The following is a 19,253-nucleotide window of genomic DNA, read 5'->3' on the forward strand; positions in this document are numbered from 1 at the left end:
CGAGGACTTAACCAAATTGATCATTCGTTCTTCTAATTCTTCTTACACATTATCTAGTTTTGAGGGAATAAAGTTTTTTGCGAAAGCAAAATAACTTTCCTAAATTTCCTCTTGCAAAATGCATAAAAGACAGTATAATAGATATTGTCTTTAAAAAAATGTCTGGTGGCGATGGCGAGAAGGTCACACCCGTTCCCATACCGAACACGGAAGTTAAGCTTCTCAGCGCCGATGGTAGTTGGGGGTTTCCCCCTGTGAGAGTAGGACGCCGCCGGGCAGGATGCATACCATCCTGTTTTCAAAGATAAGGATCGTGTATCCAGGTCGGAGAAATCATATTATTCCGCAGTAGCTCAGTGGTAGAGCACTCGGCTGTTAACCGAGCGGTCGTAGGTTCGAATCCTACCTGCGGAGCCAATTTGGAGAGCTGTCCGAGAGGTCGAAGGAGCACGATTGGAAATCGTGTAGACGGTCAACGCTGTCTCAAGGGTTCGAATCCCTTGCTCTCCGCCATTTAAACTATAAATACGGCCCCTTGGTCAAGCGGTTAAGACACCGCCCTTTCACGGCGGTAACACGGGTTCGAATCCCGTAGGGGTCACTTAAACGGAGGATTAGCTCAGCTGGGAGAGCATCTGCCTTACAAGCAGAGGGTCGGCGGTTCGATCCCGTCATCCTCCACCATAAATTCTTCATTATTACCGTCGCGGGGTGGAGCAGTCCGGTAGCTCGTCGGGCTCATAACCCGAAGGTCGCAGGTTCAAATCCTGCCCCCGCAATCAAGCAAGTTCTTTTCAAGTACTGCACTTGAAAAGACTTTGGTCCCGTGGTGTAGCGGTTAACATGCCTGCCTGTCACGCAGGAGATCGCCGGTTCGATCCCGGTCGGGACCGCCATTTGTGGCTCAGTAGCTCAGTCGGTAGAGCAAAGGACTGAAAATCCTTGTGTCGGCGGTTCGATTCCGTCCTGAGCCACCATTTATACAAGACCTGATTATTCAGGAAACAAAATTAATGGGTTTTTAAACATTGGTTCTCATGTTATAATGGAGGGGTAGCGAAGTGGCTAAACGCGGCGGACTGTAAATCCGCTCCCTCAGGGTTCGGCGGTTCGAATCCGTCCCCCTCCACCATTTAACACAGGGGTATAGTTTAAAGGTAGAACGAAGGTCTCCAAAACCTTTGGTGTGGGTTCGATTCCTACTACCCCTGCCAATTTTATTATGGCGATTGTGGCGAAGTGGTTAACGCATCGGATTGTGGTTCCGACATTCGTGGGTTCGATTCCCATCAGTCGCCCCATTTTAATCACCCATTCAATAGTGATTGAATACAATATATTGGGCTATAGCCAAGCGGTAAGGCAACGGACTTTGACTCCGTCATGCGTTGGTTCGAATCCAGCTAGCCCAGCCATTTTTGCGGAAGTAGTTCAGTGGTAGAATACAACCTTGCCAAGGTTGGGGTCGCGGGTTCGAATCCCGTCTTCCGCTCCAAAAATATATGGCGGCATAGCCAAGTGGTAAGGCAAAGGTCTGCAAAACCTTTATTCACCGGTTCAAATCCGGTTGCCGCCTCCACTAACTCATTAGTGGCAAAAGCAATACTGAAATCTTCATATGCCGGTGTGGCGGAATTGGCAGACGCGCACGACTCAAAATCGTGTTCCTTCTGGAGTGTCGGTTCGACCCCGACCACCGGTACCACTTTTATTATAAACAGGATATCCTGTTTTCTTTATTTCATAGAGATATGTATGCGGGTGTAGTTTAGTGGTAAAACCTCAGCCTTCCAAGCTGATGATGAGGGTTCGATTCCCTTCACCCGCTCCATACATATGTGACTTAGCGCAGTCTTTCGTTTCTGGAAAACGAATTACTGCGTTTTTTATTTTTGTCTTGAAGGTGTAAGAAGAAATGGGATGCATTAGCATCCCGCAATTCGATACGATGCTGATCCTCCGTGTATCTGAAGGAACATGTTCATCAGCGACTCGGTCATTTTCTCTTTGCTCTCTGGCGTACTTGAAGGTCTTAGGTACACAATCTGAAGGGCATTTGATGTTTCTTCCGTAACGGCCGTTCTCTCCGAATCGACGAAGGGGCTGCCAAAGGGTCCTTGGTGATCAGCCGAGATGATTAAGTTAGCAAGGTTATTCGTCCTCCCATTAAGTCCCATATATTCTTCACTATCTTCGCCCAGTTTAATTGTTAGGCTGCCACTTAGCTTGTCGCTGTCATAAACCCCGATGGGAACCTGGTATTCAAGCGAAAAGAAGTTGTTCAAGTCAATCGCACTATGTATTGGCTGCAAATAATTTTGCTTGGCGACCCTGCGATAAAGTGCTTCTGCAGAATGTCTATAACGGTTTGGGTCCTTTCCAGTGGTTTTGAATATGCTTCGCCATTCTTTGATTCCCTCGAGGTCTGTCACATTCTTTTCTAAAAGATCAAAGTAGATCGATTCCTGGAAAAGTTGCAGACGGCCCTTCAACATTTGCGGGGATACACCGACCATAATATTCTTATATTCAATCACTCCGACGGAAAAACCGGGAACTAAATCGCAAAACGCCCGGTCAACTTGAATTTCCATTGATTCCACCTCCAAAACTGCTTTAAAATAGTTTATCATAAAAGTAATTTGCTTTTAAATTTACGTGTTCGCTGATTGATAGATATAAAATAGAAAGGAGGATGCTTTATGGATATGGCAGCTTTAAAACAGGATATTATAGCCTACAGCAAAACGATCGGCATAGATAAAATTGGGTTTGCTGCGCCGGACGCCTTTGAAGAGATGAAAGTGCGGCTATACAGGCAGCAGGAGCTAAATTACCAATCAGGCTTTGAGGAAAAGGATATTGAGAAGAGAACGGAGCCATCCTTAATTTTTGATCGCCCTAAATCGATTATTTCCATTGCTCTTGCCTACCCATCCAAGATGAAGACCTCGGTTGTCAGCAAGAAGGGCGAAAGAAGAGGGATTTTTTGCAGGGCATCATGGGGCACTGATTACCATGCAGTTCTCAGGGACAGGCTGCGAAAGCTCGAAGAATATATCGCCGGAAAAGTTTCAGGTGCAATATTCAAGTCGATGGTCGATACGGGTGAACTGGTTGACAGAGCAGTGGCTGAACGTGCAGGTATCGGCTGGAGCGGAAAGAATTGTTCCATCATCACGCCTGAATTTGGGTCATATGTCTATTTAGGTGAAATGATAACAAATATACCGTTCGAACCGGATACTCCTATGGAGGACCGCTGTGGCAGCTGCAATAAATGTGTAGACGTTTGTCCAACAGGGGCTCTTGTGCAGGGCGGACAGCTTGATGCACAAAAGTGCATTGCTTTTGTGACACAAACAAAGGGCTTTCTGGCGGATGAGTTCAGGGATAAGCTGGGCAACCGTTTATATGGCTGTGATACTTGTCAGACAATCTGCCCGGAGAACAAGGGAAAAGACTTTCATCTTCATGCAGAAATGGAGCCCGATCCTGAAATTGCAAAACCTCTTTTGAAGCCCTTGCTTACAATCAGCAATCGTGACTTTAAGGAAAGGTTTGGGCATGTATCTGGATCATGGAGAGGGAAAAAGCCAATTCAGCGGAACGCCATTATTGCTCTTGCGCATTATAAAGATGATACGGCTATCCCTGAACTGATCACTATCCTGAAGGAGGATCCAAGACCGGTGCTGAGGGGAACCACTGCATGGGCACTGGGAAAAATCGGCGGCAGAGATGCGCTGGAAGCGTTGAATCGTGCGTCGAAGGTGGAAAAGGATGCAGAAGTTTTAGAGGAAATCAGCAAGGGACTTGAATTCTTCAAGAACGATTCCGAAACGAATATACATGTTTAACAAGAATGGATCAGGAGGTCCATTCTTTTTTTACGGCTTAAAATCAATCTCTTCTCATAAATATGATGATGAAGGGAGAGATGAACATGCGTGAACAACTGCAGGAGCTGCTGGAGCAGCGTGTCCTTCAATGTGTATCGATGCCCCGGAATCAGCTGCACGAATGTCCAGGAATTGAGTTGAAAAAGCAGAGTTGTGCAAAGAGGTCTGCTGAAATAGTAAAAGCAAAGGCGAATGGAAGGATCAAGAGGAAGTTTGAAAATCAGGAAAATGAGTCTGTTTTATACGAGGTTCATTTTCAGTACTTGATCAAGCAGCGCGGCTTGTTTTATATGGAAGAGGAAGTTGAAAAAAGGCAGGTAGAGTTTTACAAAGGAATTCTGGTGAGTGATGAAAAACTTAACGAGATAGATGGTCCCAGGGAGGATGTAGAAGACATCCCTGTTTTCTCCGGACATGAAGAGGGCCAGGAGCGGAAAGGGTTCAGGTATGACAGGATGAAAGCCGTCCAATATGCGGAGAGGTGGTGGAATGATTTCAACCCGGCATATAAGAAGTTCGAGGTTGATTGCACGAATTATATATCCCAGTGTCTGCACGCCGGAGGGGGCCCGATGCGGGGATATCCTAACCGCAGCAATGGGTGGTGGATGCAGAACAACAATTGGAGCTTCAGCTGGACTGTCGCCAATGCGATGAGGTGGTATCTGCCAGGCTCGAAATTTGGGTTGAGAGGGCGTGCGGTTGACAGTGCAGAACAGCTGAAGCTCGGTGACGTCATCTGTTATGATTTTCAGGGGGATGGACGTTTTGATCATACAACGATCGTTACCGGTCATGACGGGAACGGGATGCCGCTTGTCAACGCGCATACCTATAACAGCCGCATGAGATACTGGGCTTATGAGGACTCTACCGCCTATACCCCGAATATAAAATATAAGTTCATTACAATCACAGATGATTCGGATGCTTAATTAAAAGTACCGATTTCTTTTGTCGTGCCGAAGCTGAGTGGTATAATGGCTATAGTTTTTATTAGAGGTGAAAGTCATGGCATTGCATGTAGTTTTATACCAGCCCCTGATTCCTGCAAACACCGGCAACATCGCCCGCACCTGCGCGGGAACAGATACCGAGCTTCATTTAATTAAGCCATTGGGATTCTCTACAGACGATAAAATGTTGAAGAGGGCCGGACTTGATTACTGGGAGCACGTGAAGATCCATTATCATGACTCGCTTGAGGATTTCTATGAAAATAATGCAGGCGGGGAATTCTTCTATGTGACGAAATTTGGGCAAAAAGCACCTTCCGAATTTGATTACAGTGAGACTGAAAAAGATTTCTTCTTTATTTTTGGCCGGGAAACAACCGGACTGCCAAAAGAAGTGATTGAAGCAAATATGGACAGATGCCTGAGGCTGCCGATGAATGAGAATATCCGTTCATTGAATCTGTCGAATACAGCGGCAATCTTAATTTATGAAGCGCTGAGGCAGCAGGATTACAGTGATTTGCGAAAAAACTGGGAGACCTGATCAGGGGTCTCCTTTTGGTGTTTTTCACAATAGAGTGAAAATGGACCAAACCACAATTGCAGAGGAGATGATTTCAAATGAACCCGGTAATTGAAACGATTTTACAGCATCGCTCCATCAGACGTTTTAAAGAAAAGAAGCTTGATCGTGAGAAGATTGAAATGATTGTGAAAAGTGCACAGGCCGCGTCTACCTCGAGCTTCATTCAAGCTTATTCAATCATTGGAGTCACCAATCAAGCTAAGAAGGACAAGCTTGCGGAATTAGCGGGAAACCAGGCATATGTAGCGGCAAATGGCCACTTCTTTGTTTTTTGTGCTGACCTTCACCGCCATAAGGTGATTGGCGAAATGGAAAAGGAAAACCTGGATGAGTCGATAGAAAGTACAGAGAAATTCATGGTGGCACTCATTGATGCTGCCCTGGCTGCTCAAAATGCAGCACTTGCTGCCGAATCGATGGGATTGGGGATTTGCTATATCGGCGGAATCCGGAACGACCTGAAGGGTGTAAAAGAGCTATTGAAGACACCTGAATATGTAGTGCCTCTTTTTGGACTGGCAGTAGGCTATCCTGATCAGGAGACCGATCTCAAGCCGCGGCTGCCGCTTGAGCATGTCTATATGGAAAACGAGTATCAGCAGGATCGCCAGAAATTCGAGGAACAGCTGAAAGATTACAATGAAACAACCTCTGATTATTACCGTGAAAGAACTGGCGGGAAGAGGGCTGATACCTGGACAGGACAAATGGCCGGGATGCTTGGCAGGAAATCACGCATGTACATGAAGGAGTTCATTGAGGAGCAACATTTGAATAAAAAGTAAAAAAGCTGCCAATTGGCAGCTTTTTATTTTTTGTTTACGCCCGGCTTATCTTCGTATCCTGCAGTGAAAATGACAGATAAGAATGCAATCGTAACGCCAATGATTAGTAGCAGTTTCATATATGTAAGCCTCCCTTTTTATGCGATTTTGTCCATATAGGTTTTATTATAGCCTATTATTTCGAAACTGTGAAGGAGAGCGCTGTTTTTTGCCTGAGGAATTAAAAAAGGACAATCAAGGGGATTGAACGATTACGCATGTTCAAATTGTTTGCTGCATAGAATTTATTAATCGTCTCTTGATAACGCTACATGGGGAGGTCCATATGGATATTTTAAAAAAGATTGCGATGTATCGCCAGGATGAAGAGAAGCTGAAATGGGAAGGGACGTTCAGGGAGTACCTTGAAATTGTGAAGGAACAGCCATGGGTTGCTCAATCAGCACATTCACGTGTATATAATATGATCAAAGATGCAGGAATTGAAACCGAGAAAGGCAAAAAGCGCTATTCCTTCTTCAATTCGCAGCTTTTTGGTCTCGAGGAAGCATTGGAGAGGCTGGTTGAGGAGTATTTCCATCCTGCGGCAAAAAGGCTGGATGTCCGGAAGCGGATCCTTCTGCTGATGGGGCCGGTGAGCGGGGGTAAGTCCACTCTCGTCACGATGCTGAAAAGAGGGCTGGAGGCATACTCCCATACGGACAGGGGGGCCATTTTCGCTATTAAAGGCTGCCCGATGCATGAAGATCCTTTGCATATGATCCCGCACCATCTTCGCAAGGATTTCTATGATGAATATGGCATCCGGATTGAAGGGAACCTTTCGCCGCTGAATATGATGCGGCTTGAGCAGGAATATGGAGGCAGGATTGAAGATGTCATCGTAGAACGGATTTTCTTCTCTGAAGATAAGCGTACCGGTATCGGGACATTTAGTCCATCAGATCCGAAATCGCAGGATATAGCCGATCTGACAGGAAGCATTGACTTCTCCACCATTGCAGAATACGGGTCAGAGTCCGACCCTCGCGCATACCGTTTTGACGGGGAATTGAATAAAGCGAACCGCGGGATGATGGAGTTCCAGGAGATGCTTAAGTGCGATGAAAAATTCCTCTGGCATTTGCTGAGTTTGACGCAGGAAGGCAATTTTAAAGCGGGACGTTTCGCGCTGATCAGCGCTGATGAATTGATTGTTGCGCATACGAACGAAACGGAATACCGTTCTTTCATTTCCAATAAGAAAAATGAAGCCTTGCACTCACGGATTATCGTGATGCCTATACCATATAACTTGAAGGTGACGGAAGAAGAAAAGATTTACGAAAAGATGATTCGTGAAAGTGACGTCAATGATGTTCATATTGCTCCGCATACGCTAAGGGTAGCTGCGATGTTCACGATCCTTACTCGTCTGAAGGATCCGAAAAAGGGCGATATTGACCTGATCAAGAAAATGAGGCTTTATGATGGCGAGAGCGTCGAAGGCTATAACTGGGCAGATGTCGAGGAGCTGAAGAAGGAGCATCAGGATGAAGGCATGAGCGGTATCGATCCTCGTTATGTCATCAACCGGATCTCTTCTACGATTATCAGGAAGGAAATCAAGGCGATCAATGCCCTGGACGTACTGAGGTCGCTGAAAGAAGGCCTTGACCAGCATCCATCGATCACAGCCGAGACAAGGGAACGTTATCTGAACTATATTTCCCTTGCGCGCAAAGAGTATGATGATATTGCAAAGAAAGAAGTACAAAAAGCATTTGTGTATTCATACGAAGAGTCGGCTAAAACGCTTATGGACAATTACCTTGATAACGTAGAGGCATATTGCAACAAAGCGAAGCTTCGTGACCCGCTCACTGGTGAGGAAATCAATCCGGATGAGAAGCTGATGCGTTCCATCGAGGAGCAGATCGGTATTTCTGAGAATGCCAAGAAAGCGTTCCGCGAAGAGATTCTTATCAGGATTTCAGCATATGCCCGTAAAGGAAAGAGATTCGATTACAATTCGCATGACCGTTTGCGCGAAGCAATCCAGAAAAAGCTGTTTGCAGACCTGAAGGATGTCGTGAAGATTACGACATCAACTAAGACGCCTGACGAACTGCAATTGAAGAAAATCAATAATGTTGTTGCTAGGCTGATTGATGAGCATGGTTATAACTCTACTTCAGCGAACGAACTTCTGCGTTATGTAGGAAGCTTGTTGAACAGGTAGGATTGAAGGACCTGCATGGTTTGCAGGTCCTTTTGTTTATAAAGCGGAAATAGAGGGAATAGTACAGGCAAGAGGTGATTAGAATGGGTAAAGATTTTCCGAAAAACTATGTCCCTAAAAATAGTTCAATGGCCCGGAATGAAGAAGAAATCGAGAATCTGGGCAAGCAGATGGAAAACCGTCGGACTGGTGAAGTACTGAAAGAAGAGTATGATAAAAAGCCCGATCCGGTTCAATACGATAACGCGAATGAAAAGAAGTAACCTTTGCTGGACAAGCAGGGGTTATTTTTTTGCGCAAATATTCCTGATGCAGCTGGAAAAAACACACCTTAGGTTTTGCTTTTCCATAATGCTGTTATTGGACATTAGTGTTTAAAGCTTTTTATCAGAAAATGGGCTTGGCCAGCCAGGAGAGAAAAGGTTAATTGTCAAAATTATTTGTAAATTATTTTCTCTTCCTGCATAAGATAGAGTAATACATTTCCCCTTTAGCTGAAGGCCATCGGGATATTGTATGAAAGTTTACAGTAGAGTGTTACTGCCAATTGACAATTAAAAGGAGGGGTTGAAAATGACCGATGAAAGTAGTCACCAGTTTGTGATTTCCCAGGAAGATTGGTCCCTCCACCGCAAAGGACATGATGACCAGCAGCGCCATCAGGAAAAGGTACAGGAAGCAATCCGGAACAATTTGCCTGACTTGATCACTGAAGAAAACATTATCATGTCCAACGGCAGGGATGTCGTAAAGATACCGATTAGGTCACTGGATGAGTACAAAATCCGTTATAACTATGATAAGAACAAACATGTCGGCCAGGGGAACGGGGACACGAAGGTTGGCGATGTTGTCGCCCGGGATGGATCCGGCCAGCAGGGGCCAGGAAAAGGGCAAGGAGCAGGAGACCAGGCCGGTGAAGATTATTATGAAGCAGAAGTATCAATGATGGAAATTGAAGAAGCGTTATTCAAGGAGTTAGAGCTCCCGAACCTCAAGAAGAAGGAAGATCAGGAACATCTGGTAGAGAACATCGAATTCAATGATATCAGGAAAACAGGTCTGATGGGGAATATCGATAAAAAACGGACGATGATGTCAGCCTACAAACGAAATGCGATGACAGGAAAGCCGGCGTTCCATCCTATTTACAAAGAGGACTTGAAATTCAAGACTTGGAATGAAGTCGTTAAGCCGGATTCCAAAGCCGTTGTCCTTGCGATGATGGATACGAGCGGATCGATGGGTTTATGGGAAAAGTACATGGCAAGAAGCTTTTTCTTCTGGATGACCCGTTTCCTGCGTTCGAAATACGAAACCGTTGAGATTGAATTCATTGCCCATCATACCGAAGCAAAAGTCGTATCCGAAGAAGATTTTTTCTCAAAAGGAGAAAGCGGAGGCACCATTTGTTCATCCGCCTACCGAAAAGCGTTAGAACTCATTGATGTCAAATACAATCCAAGCAAGTTCAATATTTATCCATTCCATTTTTCCGATGGTGATAACCTGACCTCCGACAATGCCCGCTGTGTGAAGCTAGTTGAAGAACTGATGAAGGTCTCCAATATGTTTGGCTATGGAGAAGTCAATCAGTACAACCGCCACTCGACCCTAATGTCCGCGTATAAAAACATTAAAGACGACAACTTCCGTTACTATATCCTCAAGCAAAAAGCTGACGTATTCCATTCGATGAAAAGCTTCTTCAAAAAAGAAGAAAATAAGCTGTATGCTTAAACCAAAAATCGGCAGGTCAAGGACCCTGCCGATTTTTCTCATTAGATGGAAGTATGCCTGCCATTTCCGCCATTTTTAGTACTGATGCCAGCAAGCATGTATTTCAAGTCAACAATAGCTGGAAGTGAAAATCCCCTGAGATTTTCCACACTTTTGATCTATACGTATCTTTGATATCAACGTTCCAGTTTTACGATATCAGCATCTTTGTTCGGCCTCTCTAAAATTAAATCCCTTAAAATTATCGATCCAAGCATACTGTATACAATTCCATTTCCACCATAACCTAACAGGTAATATATTCTCTCCCTGGCTGGGTGTCTTCCAATAAGGGGGAGTTGATCATATGAGCTGCCGAACACTGCTCCCCAGGAAAAAGCGGTTTTGATTTCAAGCATAGGGAACAATTCGCTTACATTTTTCCTCAGAAGTTCGGCTCGATTCCTGATCCACTCTTTGCTTTTGGACGTTCTATGCAGCTTTTCATCCAAACCTCCTGCAATGATTCGGCCATCCGCTGTCGTCCTTAAATATAAATAAGGCCTCTTTGTTTCCCAGATTAGCATGCGATCTTTCCAGGGAGATAGATCTTTGATTGGTTCGGATGCCATAACAAATGTACAGTCCAAATTACTGCTTGCTCGCGATAGATGCGGAGGTGTTTCATAGCCTGTTGCAAAAATGACATTTTCTGATTTTAATGTGCCCATGGATGTAAGGAGTTCAATGCCCGAGGAGCAATTGGTTATGTTATGTACAGTTACATGATTAAATAGTTCCACATCTAACCTTTTTAAATGATGAAGGATTCCGATTGAGAACTGAAACGGATTCATTTCGGCATCTTGATGGGTGACAATGGCGGCATGTTTTGAAAAAGGAAAGTGGTTCTCTATTTGGCCTCTGTTCCAAAATTCAGCGTCTAAGCTAAATTGCCTTAGCGTCTCATATTCCTTTCTCAAAAGGACAGCATCTTCCTCATTGCTGGCATAGTATAGTGTTTTTCGTCTCTTGAACTCACTTGAAATGGGCAGGGAAGCTGTTGCTTCCTCGAGTTTGTCGATTGCCTCCTGGCACATTCGGTAAAATCTTACTGCTTTTGTTTCGCCAATTTGGGCAATCAAGTCCTTGAGCATGATATCATTCAAAGAATGCAATAACCCAGTATTGGCCATGGTGCTGCCCGTTGCCATTCTTCTTTTATCAATAATTGCCAGCTTCATTCCCTCTTGTGCCAGCATATAGGCGCATAAAGTTCCGGAAAGGCCGCCTCCAACAATGATAGCATCGTAGTGCTTGTTCGTCGTATTCCTATTAAATTCAAGCTCAGTCAGATTATCCGTCCACAGCAGTCTGCCATTATGTAAATCCACGAATACTCCCCCAATCACGCTTAAATTAGTTTTACCCATGCTAAAAAAACAATACAAAAAGGAGTACCAATCCTAACGGTACTCCTTTACTACTTGAAAGCTATCATTTTGCTATTCCAATTGCCTGGCTTCCCATTTGAACCCAAGCTTGTTCAAAGGGTTTCCTTGGTAAGGCTTTATAGCCTTCATGCGCAAGTGGATCGTTAATGTAGACAGATTGTTCGTCATAGCCGACAATAACGACACTGTGCTCCCTATAGGTGATCTTTACATTACCAGTATTGGTTTCCCAGACAGTGAACTCGGATTCGGGAAGCGGCGCATAAGTTGAGTTGGTTATGACCCATACAGGGGAACCGCTGTTGATCAAATCGTAAACTGCATCGATGGATTGCCCGGTAATATCCATGATTTTTCCTGGGTGATAGCTCTCGGCAAGCTTTGCCACAGGGCCGTGGTACACCCCATATCCCGATTTGCTGAAGGAATAAATATCGCCAACAAAGCCATCATATGGATTGCCGCGAACGTAATTCGCGTCCCGGAACGGAATCTTATGTATTTCTTTCGCCAATGTCATTTTATCAGCGTCAATGCCCTCATACTGAAGCAACATTGCTAAACTTGTGACTTCACAACCCCGCTGCAATTCCGGCAGCTGGCTGATGTGCGGAACGCCCTCAATCATGGTTTGATCCTCAGTACTGATAAACTCCTTGATGAGTTCTTCATCTTCAACCGTTTTCGTGATCGATTCAGCTATTGTGCGTGTGATTTTTGGAGCGTCGGAAACCTGTGTCTCAGCCGTAGGATTTTCAATCGAGCGAAATTTTTCCGCCCCTAAAAATGTCACCATGAAAATGGCTCCAATAGATAAAGTTTTGATTAATATGTTCATAGCCTTCTCCTAAATCCTTTTGCAGCCAAAGTACTTAGCTGGTATCTCTATTACAATACTAAACAAGATTCGACAGTCATTCAATAGACTAATAGAAATATAATTGGAATCTGTTGGGAAATGTAAGGCGAGTTTTGGGGAGAATGTTGATGAATAGGCAGGGAAATCTCCGAAGGCATTACCAGTTCGGACAAGATCCCGTGGGTGAAGCGAAAAAATGTCCGAAGTAACCCCATGTTCGGACAAAAATATCTCCAAGACCGCATAAAATGTCCGAAGTCAGTGCAACTTCGGACAAAATGACAAGCAAGATCGCTGAAAATGTCCAAAGTCAGTGCAACTTCGGACAAAATCCCGAAGGAGAAGCTGGAAAATGTCCGAAGTCAGTTCAACTTCGGACAAAATGACAAGCAAGAGCGCATGAAATGTCCGAAGTAGCCCCAGCTCAGTACAAAAGTTTAATTGGTGGCAAATTAAAGGATTACGATCTTAATTAAACACATTCTTAATGGTTAAATAGGCAATACTACTTCTGTTATGTGTACATCTTTTTAAAATTTCGCTGAAGTATGTTAGGGTATTAAAGGGTTATGTAACGGGCCATATAGAAAGAAAGGAGTTTTTTGATGAAAAAGGATTCATCAGTTTTTTACATATCATCGGGGATTTTGCTGCTGCTTGTCCTCTTTGGAGTAATTTTTCCGGAAACGCTTGAATCGTTGACGGCTAACGTTCAGGCTTTTATTACAGATTCGTTTGGCTGGTATTATTTAATTCTTGTATCTCTGATGGTGATTGTTTGTCTGTACTTCTTGATCAGTCCGCTTGGAAAAATCAGATTAGGTAAACAGGATGACCGTCCGGAGTTTTCGACTCCAACATGGTACGCGATGCTGTTCAGTGCTGGAATGGGTATTGGACTTGTTTTTTGGGGGACCGCTGAGCCGGTCAGCCATTATATGATTTCGACACCGACTGGAGTGGAGCCAGGCACGAACCAGGCACTTCGTGATTCCTTGAGGTTTACCTTTTTCCACTGGGGTGTACATGCTTGGGCCATTTATGGGATTGTCGCACTTGTTTTGGCTTATTACAACTTCAGGCATGGAAAGCCTGGGTTAATCAGTGCGACACTCGAACCAGTTTTGGGCAAGCGTGCAAATGGGACTGCCGGAAAAGTAGTGGATATCATCTCAGTTGTCGCAACAGTAATCGGGGTAGCGACAACTCTCGGGTTTGGAGCAGTACAAATCAATGGTGGGTTATCCTATCTCTTTGGGATTCCTGCTGGATTCGTCGCTCAATTGCTGATTATCCTGGTTGTGACGGTTTTGTTCATGATTTCAGCGTGGACGGGACTGGGCAAAGGAATCAAGATATTAAGTAATGTAAACATGCTGCTGGCAGGAATCTTGCTTTTATTCATGCTGATTCTGGGGCCAACACAATTGATCCTGAACCTGTTTACCAATACGATTGGTACGTACCTGCAAAACCTTCCGGCAATGAGCTTCAGGATTTCGCCCTTAAATGAAGATATCCGATCATGGATCAATGGCTGGACAATCTTCTATTGGGCATGGTGGATAGCCTGGGCACCTTTTGTCGGTATTTTCATTGCTCGTGTTTCCAAGGGAAGGACCATCCGGGAATTTGTTTTTGGTGTTTTGCTGATTCCATCCTTGATAGGCTTTTTATGGTTCTCGGCATTCGGAGGTTCAGCTATGATGCTGGAACATGAGGGGGTTGCAAACATCTCGGAACTCGCTACAGAAGAATCTTTATTTGGCGTTTTTGCAAACTATCCTTTAGGATTAATGTTATCGATTATTGCCATGACACTGGTTGGAACATTCTTTATCACGTCAGCTGATTCAGGCACATTTGTACTTGGCATGATGACCACCAATGGATCGCTGACGCCTGGCAACAGGATAAAATTCATCTGGGGATTCATGCTGGCCGCGATATCCTTGGTACTGCTATATTCTGGCGGGCTGCAGGCCTTGCAAAACACAATGATTGTAGCGGCTCTGCCTTTTTCGGTCATCATGGCCATGATGGCTGTCAGCCTGATCAAATCATTAAACCAGGAGGCCAAAGAGCTGGGAATTGGCAAGATTCCCAAGCGTCAGCCTAAAGAATAAAGACTAACGGACACCTTCTTTATAGGAAGGTGTCTTTTTCTTTGATTAAATTGTTCTGAAGATACTAAACATATGTAAAGAATTGGTTAAATTTGAACATTTTGTACTTTTTTAAAATGTAAATGTTTTCAACCGGATTATTTGCTAAAATAATGTTGTTGAATATGTCATTTCCAAAGGTGATCATGATTATGGAAAAAGAAAAATTATTAAAGATTATTGAGGCAGCAAAGCTTTATTACCTTTTAGATTATAACCAGAATGATATTGCTAAGGAGCTTGGTGTTTCAAGGCCGACGGTATCAAGGTTCCTGCAGATCGCTAAGCAGGAGGGAATAGTCGATATCAAAATTATGGATCCGACAGAGGATGTAGAGAATTTGTCTTTGGAGCTTGAACAAAAATTCGGGCTGAAAAAAGCAATTGTCACCCATATTCCTCAGTATGAGGACAGTGTCATCAAGACCTACCTTGGTGAAAAAGGCAGCAGCCTTCCTGAATGAGGTGGTGGACCATGACGATATCATCGGGGTTACCTGGGGAACGACGCTGTACCATGTAGCGCTTGAGTTAAAGCAGAAAGCCTGCAAAAATGTAAAGGTTGTACAGCTTAAGGGCGGAGTAAGTCATTCGGAAACGAACACCTATGCGAACGAGATTCTTTACTTGTTCGGCAAGGCTTTCAACAGTGCTCCCCACCATCTGCCTCTTCCAGCCATCGTTGACCATGTTGTCGTAAAGCAAGCGATGGAAGCGGACAGGCATATTAAAAAAATCCTCGAGATGGGGAAGCAGTCGAACATTGCTGTCTATACAATCGGCCCTATTAAATCCGAGTCTCTGTTATTCCAGTTGGGCTATTTTACGGAAGAAGATCTTCAGGTGATCTATTCAAAAGCAGTTGGCGATATTTGTTCACGTTTCTTCGATAAAGACGGGAAGGTCTGCAATGAGAACCTTAATGCGCGGACGCTTGGCATCGAACTGGAAGAGTTGAAAAAGAAGAAATACTCCATTCTCGTTGCCGGGGGAGCTCATAAAATTGATGGTATTTATGGAGCGTTAAAAGGGAAATATACAAATGTGCTCGTAACAGACCAATTCACAGCAAAATTCTTATTGGATAAATAAATAAAACCAAGTTTAAGTTTGTTGTTTAAGAGAATTAAGCCATATGTACAAACATATACCCTGCAGGTTCACGGCCTTGAGGGTATTTTTGTCTGAAAGGTGAAAAGGGAGATATTTCATTTTACATTTGTTCAAAAACGTATTTACAAAAGTTCTTCACTTCTGATATATTTGCTATATAAAGTTCAAGTTAAACAAATGTAAACGTTTTAATGAAATTTTTTTCATGCTATTTGTAAACGTTAACAACAAATACTCAACAAGAGGTGGGACAACAATGAATATCTTATGGGGTTTGATGGGGATCGTGGTTGTATTGGGCATCGCATTCCTTTTCTCCAATAATAAGAAATCCATCAATTTAAGAACAATCCTTGGCGGTCTTGCGATTCAGTTTATCTTCGCTTTTGCCGTCCTTAAATGGGAAACAGGAAAGCTTGCATTAAAACAGCTTTCACTGGGAGTCAATGAAATTGTCAACTATGCAGATTCTGGAGTGCAATTCTTATTCGGCGGATTGTTCCAGGCAGAAAACATTGGCTTTGTATTCGCATTCCAGGTATTGACTGTCGTAATTTTCTTCTCATCTTTAATTTCGGTACTATATTATCTGGGAATCATGCAAGTTGTCATCAAGTTCCTCGGCGGGGGATTGTCCAAATTGCTTGGGACAAGCAAAGCGGAATCTTTATCCGCTGCAGCGAACATTTTCGTAGGTCAGACAGAAGCACCACTTGTAGTTAAGCCTTATATCGCTAAAATGACTCAATCAGAACTATTTGCCATCATGGTTGGTGGACTGGCTTCGGTTGCCGGTTCTGTCCTGATTGGTTATTCACTGCTTGGTGTTCCTTTGGAATACTTGCTGGCAGCAAGCTTCATGGCTGCACCTGCAGGTTTGATCATGGCTAAAATCATGATTCCTGAAACTGAAACTTCAGTGACAACCGATGAAATGAAAATGGAAAAAGACACGGATTCGGTTAACGTGATTGACGCTGCTGCCAAAGGTGCAAGCACGGGTCTGCAATTGGCATTGAATATCGGTGCGATGTTGCTTGCGTTCATTGCATTGATTGCGTTAATTAATGGAATCCTTGGATTAATCGGCGGCATTTTCGGAGCCGGCGACCTGACGCTTGAAACAATCCTTGGCTATGTGTTTGCACCACTTGCATTCGCGATTGGTGTGCCATAGGATGAAGCAATCAAAGCTGGTGGTTTCATTGGCCAGAAGTTAATCCTGAATGAATTTGTTGCTTACTCTTCATTCGCACCGCAAATTGATCAGCTGTCTGCTAAAACGGTCGCTGTCATCAGTTTCGCCCTTTGTGGATTTGCAAACGTGTCATCAATGGGAATCTTGCTTGGCGGACTTGGAAGCCTTGCTCCAAACCGCCGTTCAGACATCGCAAGAATGGGTGTAAGAGCTGTTATCGCAGGTATGCTTGCATCACTGCTAAGTGCAGCAATGGCAGGTATGCTTCTATAAAATCGAACGAAAGGGAGAGGGACCTGGTCCTTCTCTTTTTTTATGGCTTTCGCAAAGTGGGTTATAATGAAGGAAAATAAACAGAAAGCTGTGATGGTCATGTGTTTGATTCTATTCGCTTACAAAGCCCATCCAAAGTATAAGCTCATTGTCGCAGCCAACCGGGATGAATTTTATGACCGTCCGACTGCACCTGCAAATTTCTGGGAGGACGCGCCCGAAATCCTTGCCGGACGTGATCTTGAAAAAATGGGAACGTGGATGGGAGTGTCAACTTCGGGGAAGTTTGCCGCCTTGACGAATTATCGAGGTCCAAAAGAGTCTGGAGTGGGAAAGAGAACTAGAGGAGAATTAGTGGCTGACTACCTTAAAGGAACAGCCTATACAAAAGACTATCTGGAAAAATTGAGCCAGCGACGGCATGATTATCCGGGGTACAATTTCCTGGCAGGGGATTTGGATCATCTCTATTATTATTCTACCAGGGGCGGGCAAATCCAGACGATTCAGCCCGGGATCCATGGTGTAAGCAACCACCTGCTTAACACCAATTGGCCAAAGGTTGAACGCGGTAAGGCTGGACTTGCGGAAATCGTTGCAAATGAGCATGGGGATTTGCCAGAATTGTTATTTGCTCAACTTGAAAATGCAGATCCCGCACATGATGATATGCTCCCGTCTACAGGTGTTTCGCTTGAATGGGAACGCCTGCTCTCACCGATGTTTATCAAAAGCGAAGGGTACGGGACGCGTAGCTCGACGGTGATTCTGATGGATGAGAACGAGATACTATTCAAAGAGCGGGTATTCAGCCAGGAAGAAAGGACGGATCAGGAGTTTTTAATAAGACTTTAAAGTTAATTTGTTTTGGGAACGATGCGCTTTTGCCAACGAGCCCCACTGAAAGCGAAGCGTATGGTACGGAAATCAACGGACCATTTTTACAAGTAGTCTCAAAAATAAAGAGGGTGTCCCAAAAGTTTATACTTTTGGGACACCCTCTTTGTGTTTGCATTGGTTGGGAAATTAAATCAAAGGCTGAGCTGCAGCTGCTTTAAACTCCATTTTAATATTCTCAATGATCTTATGGACCGGCAGGATCTCTTTGATTTCACTTACCCTTGCCCCGGCAAATACGAGGCCATTTTCTGCATCGCCGGCTACAGAGGTGAGCAGGGAGTCTAATGTGCAAAATCGATAGGAGCAATTTTTAAGGCAATCGCGGCACTTGTTGATTTTAAGTTTATCGGAAGTGGTGATCAGCTTGGTGAAGTTATTGGCGATGGCCCGGCCATGGAGGCCAACTGTTGTTTTTACCAGCAACGTGTCTTTTTCGGTTGCAGAAACATACTTGTCTTTGAAACTCTGTGGTGCATCGCATTCCTCACTGGCAACGAATCTTGTACCCATTTGGACACCTGATGCGCCTAGGGAGAAAGCTTTTGCTAAATCATCGCCAGTCATGATTCCTCCTGCTGCGATTACTGGGATGGAGACTGAGGCTGCTACTTCAGGCAGAATATCAAACAAGGGCCTGTCCGTGCCGAGATGCCCGCCAGCTTCAAACCCCTCCACGACGACGGCAGCGGCTCCAAGCCGTTCAGATATTCTAGCGAGCTTGGCAGACGAAACGATTGAAATGACCGGAATCCCTGCTTGCTTTCCCCATGAATACATATCTCTCGAAATTCCTGCACCAGATATGATGAAATCAACCTTCTCTTCAAGGGCAGCCTTCATTTTTTCGGCAAAATCGTTCATTGCAAATAATACATTCACACCGATATAGCCTTTGCCTTTGGTTAGCTCACGTGCTTTCCTGATATGGATGCGAAGGTCTTCTACAGTGATGCCTGTGCCAGAAATAATGCCGATGCCGCCAGCATTCGCTACGGCGGATGCCAAGCTGCTGAGAGATATTCCTACACCCATACCTCCTTGCATAATAGGTACTGCCGGAACCATATGACCAATTTTAAGCTGTGGGAAATCCATCAAAAAACCCCTTTCCAATGTTATTCC

Annotated in this window: 13 protein-coding genes, 15 tRNA genes, 1 rRNA gene and 2 pseudogenes; 27 read left to right on the top strand and 4 right to left on the bottom strand. The window is 44.3% G+C overall.

Features of this window, described 5'->3' with window-relative positions:
* The first annotated feature begins 161 nt into the window (after window positions 1-161).
* The 16 genes from rrf (at window position 162) to EJA10_RS00475 (ending at window position 1,831) form a co-directional block, all read left to right on the top strand.
* Window positions 162-277, top strand: a 5S ribosomal RNA gene (gene rrf, locus EJA10_RS00400).
* 65 nt (window positions 278-342) lie between these two features.
* A tRNA-Asn gene (locus EJA10_RS00405) sits at window positions 343-417 on the top strand.
* Window positions 418-421: 4 nt separating this feature from the next.
* Window positions 422-513 (top strand) — tRNA-Ser (locus tag EJA10_RS00410).
* Window positions 514-529: 16 nt separating this feature from the next.
* Window positions 530-601 (top strand) — tRNA-Glu (locus EJA10_RS00415).
* Window positions 602-608: 7 nt separating this feature from the next.
* A tRNA-Val gene (locus EJA10_RS00420) sits at window positions 609-684 on the top strand.
* 21 nt (window positions 685-705) lie between these two features.
* Window positions 706-779 (top strand) — tRNA-Met (locus tag EJA10_RS00425).
* 41 nt (window positions 780-820) lie between these two features.
* Window positions 821-896: transfer RNA gene (locus EJA10_RS00430), tRNA-Asp, on the top strand.
* A 5-nt stretch (window positions 897-901) separates the two neighbouring features.
* Window positions 902-977: transfer RNA gene (locus EJA10_RS00435), tRNA-Phe, on the top strand.
* Between the two features lie 70 nt (window positions 978-1,047).
* Window positions 1,048-1,132, top strand: a tRNA-Tyr gene (locus EJA10_RS00440).
* Between the two features lie 8 nt (window positions 1,133-1,140).
* Window positions 1,141-1,214 (top strand) — tRNA-Trp (locus tag EJA10_RS00445).
* Window positions 1,215-1,225: 11 nt separating this feature from the next.
* Window positions 1,226-1,301, top strand: a tRNA-His gene (locus tag EJA10_RS00450).
* 39 nt (window positions 1,302-1,340) lie between these two features.
* Window positions 1,341-1,415, top strand: a tRNA-Gln gene (locus tag EJA10_RS00455).
* 5 nt (window positions 1,416-1,420) lie between these two features.
* Window positions 1,421-1,495: transfer RNA gene (locus EJA10_RS00460), tRNA-Gly, on the top strand.
* Window positions 1,496-1,504: 9 nt separating this feature from the next.
* Window positions 1,505-1,579 (top strand) — tRNA-Cys (locus EJA10_RS00465).
* 41 nt (window positions 1,580-1,620) lie between these two features.
* Window positions 1,621-1,705, top strand: a tRNA-Leu gene (locus tag EJA10_RS00470).
* A gap of 52 nt (window positions 1,706-1,757) precedes the next feature.
* Window positions 1,758-1,831, top strand: a tRNA-Gly gene (locus EJA10_RS00475).
* Between the two features lie 94 nt (window positions 1,832-1,925).
* Here the strand turns inward: EJA10_RS00475 and EJA10_RS00480 are convergent.
* Window positions 1,926-2,594, bottom strand: a complete 669-nt coding sequence (locus EJA10_RS00480; protein WP_125478039.1) for a B3/B4 domain-containing protein — start codon at window positions 2,592-2,594, stop codon at window positions 1,926-1,928.
* A 108-nt stretch (window positions 2,595-2,702) separates the two neighbouring features.
* Between EJA10_RS00480 and queG the strand changes: the two genes are divergently transcribed.
* The 7 genes from queG (at window position 2,703) to yhbH (ending at window position 10,190) form a co-directional block, all read left to right on the top strand.
* Window positions 2,703-3,860: a tRNA epoxyqueuosine(34) reductase QueG gene (gene queG, locus EJA10_RS00485; RefSeq protein ID WP_125478040.1), complete on the top strand. Its 1,158-nt coding sequence runs from the start codon at window positions 2,703-2,705 to the stop codon at window positions 3,858-3,860.
* Window positions 3,861-3,946: 86 nt separating this feature from the next.
* Window positions 3,947-4,837: an amidase domain-containing protein gene (locus EJA10_RS00490; protein WP_125478041.1), complete on the top strand. Its 891-nt coding sequence runs from the start codon at window positions 3,947-3,949 to the stop codon at window positions 4,835-4,837.
* A 76-nt stretch (window positions 4,838-4,913) separates the two neighbouring features.
* On the top strand, window positions 4,914-5,402 hold the full coding sequence (trmL, locus tag EJA10_RS00495; RefSeq protein WP_125478042.1) for a tRNA (uridine(34)/cytosine(34)/5-carboxymethylaminomethyluridine(34)-2'-O)-methyltransferase TrmL: 489 nt from the start codon (window positions 4,914-4,916) through the stop codon (window positions 5,400-5,402).
* Window positions 5,403-5,479: 77 nt separating this feature from the next.
* Window positions 5,480-6,229, top strand: coding sequence for an oxygen-insensitive NADPH nitroreductase (gene nfsA / locus EJA10_RS00500; RefSeq protein WP_125478043.1), 750 nt, complete (start codon window positions 5,480-5,482; stop codon window positions 6,227-6,229).
* Window positions 6,230-6,554: 325 nt separating this feature from the next.
* Window positions 6,555-8,450, top strand: a complete 1,896-nt coding sequence (locus EJA10_RS00505; protein ID WP_125478044.1) for a PrkA family serine protein kinase — start codon at window positions 6,555-6,557, stop codon at window positions 8,448-8,450.
* Window positions 8,451-8,533: 83 nt separating this feature from the next.
* A complete protein-coding gene (locus tag EJA10_RS00510) occupies window positions 8,534-8,713 on the top strand; it encodes a hypothetical protein (protein WP_125478045.1) in 180 nt (59 codons plus the stop codon).
* A gap of 310 nt (window positions 8,714-9,023) precedes the next feature.
* The gene (gene yhbH / locus EJA10_RS00515) at window positions 9,024-10,190 is read left to right on the top strand and encodes a sporulation protein YhbH (RefSeq protein ID WP_125478046.1); all 1,167 of its coding nucleotides are present in this window, start codon (window positions 9,024-9,026) and stop codon (window positions 10,188-10,190) included.
* A 176-nt stretch (window positions 10,191-10,366) separates the two neighbouring features.
* Here the strand turns inward: yhbH and EJA10_RS00520 are convergent, their stop codons facing one another.
* A complete protein-coding gene (locus tag EJA10_RS00520) occupies window positions 10,367-11,563 on the bottom strand; it encodes an NAD(P)/FAD-dependent oxidoreductase (protein ID WP_170169024.1) in 1,197 nt (398 codons plus the stop codon).
* Window positions 11,564-11,666: 103 nt separating this feature from the next.
* Window positions 11,667-12,461 carry a C39 family peptidase gene (locus EJA10_RS00525; protein WP_170169025.1) on the bottom strand — a complete coding sequence of 265 codons (795 nt, stop codon included), beginning with the start codon at window positions 12,459-12,461 and terminating at the stop codon, window positions 11,667-11,669.
* 626 nt (window positions 12,462-13,087) lie between these two features.
* On the opposite strand from EJA10_RS00525, the gene EJA10_RS00530 reads away from it, so the two are divergent.
* The 4 genes and pseudogenes from EJA10_RS00530 to EJA10_RS00545 all read left to right on the top strand — a co-directional run bounded on the left by EJA10_RS00530 (window position 13,088) and on the right by EJA10_RS00545 (window position 18,086).
* Window positions 13,088-14,608 carry a glycine betaine uptake BCCT transporter gene (locus EJA10_RS00530; RefSeq protein WP_125478048.1) on the top strand — a complete coding sequence of 507 codons (1,521 nt, stop codon included), beginning with the start codon at window positions 13,088-13,090 and terminating at the stop codon, window positions 14,606-14,608.
* 191 nt (window positions 14,609-14,799) lie between these two features.
* A pseudogene (locus tag EJA10_RS00535) lies at window positions 14,800-15,739 on the top strand (sugar-binding transcriptional regulator).
* A gap of 277 nt (window positions 15,740-16,016) precedes the next feature.
* A pseudogene (locus EJA10_RS00540) lies at window positions 16,017-17,231 on the top strand (NupC/NupG family nucleoside CNT transporter).
* Between the two features lie 66 nt (window positions 17,232-17,297).
* Window positions 17,298-18,086, top strand: a complete 789-nt coding sequence (locus tag EJA10_RS00545) for an NRDE family protein (RefSeq protein WP_342773862.1) — start codon at window positions 17,298-17,300, stop codon at window positions 18,084-18,086.
* A gap of 171 nt (window positions 18,087-18,257) precedes the next feature.
* On the opposite strand, the gene EJA10_RS00550 is transcribed toward EJA10_RS00545, so the two are convergent.
* Window positions 18,258-19,226 (bottom strand): NAD(P)H-dependent flavin oxidoreductase, encoded by a 969-nt coding sequence (locus tag EJA10_RS00550; protein ID WP_125478049.1) that lies wholly within the window; start codon window positions 19,224-19,226, stop codon window positions 18,258-18,260.
* Window positions 19,227-19,253: the final 27 nt, after the last annotated feature.

The organism is Mesobacillus subterraneus (assembly GCF_003937825.1).
GTDB classification, from domain to species: Bacteria; Bacillota; Bacilli; order Bacillales; family Cytobacillaceae; genus Mesobacillus; species Mesobacillus subterraneus.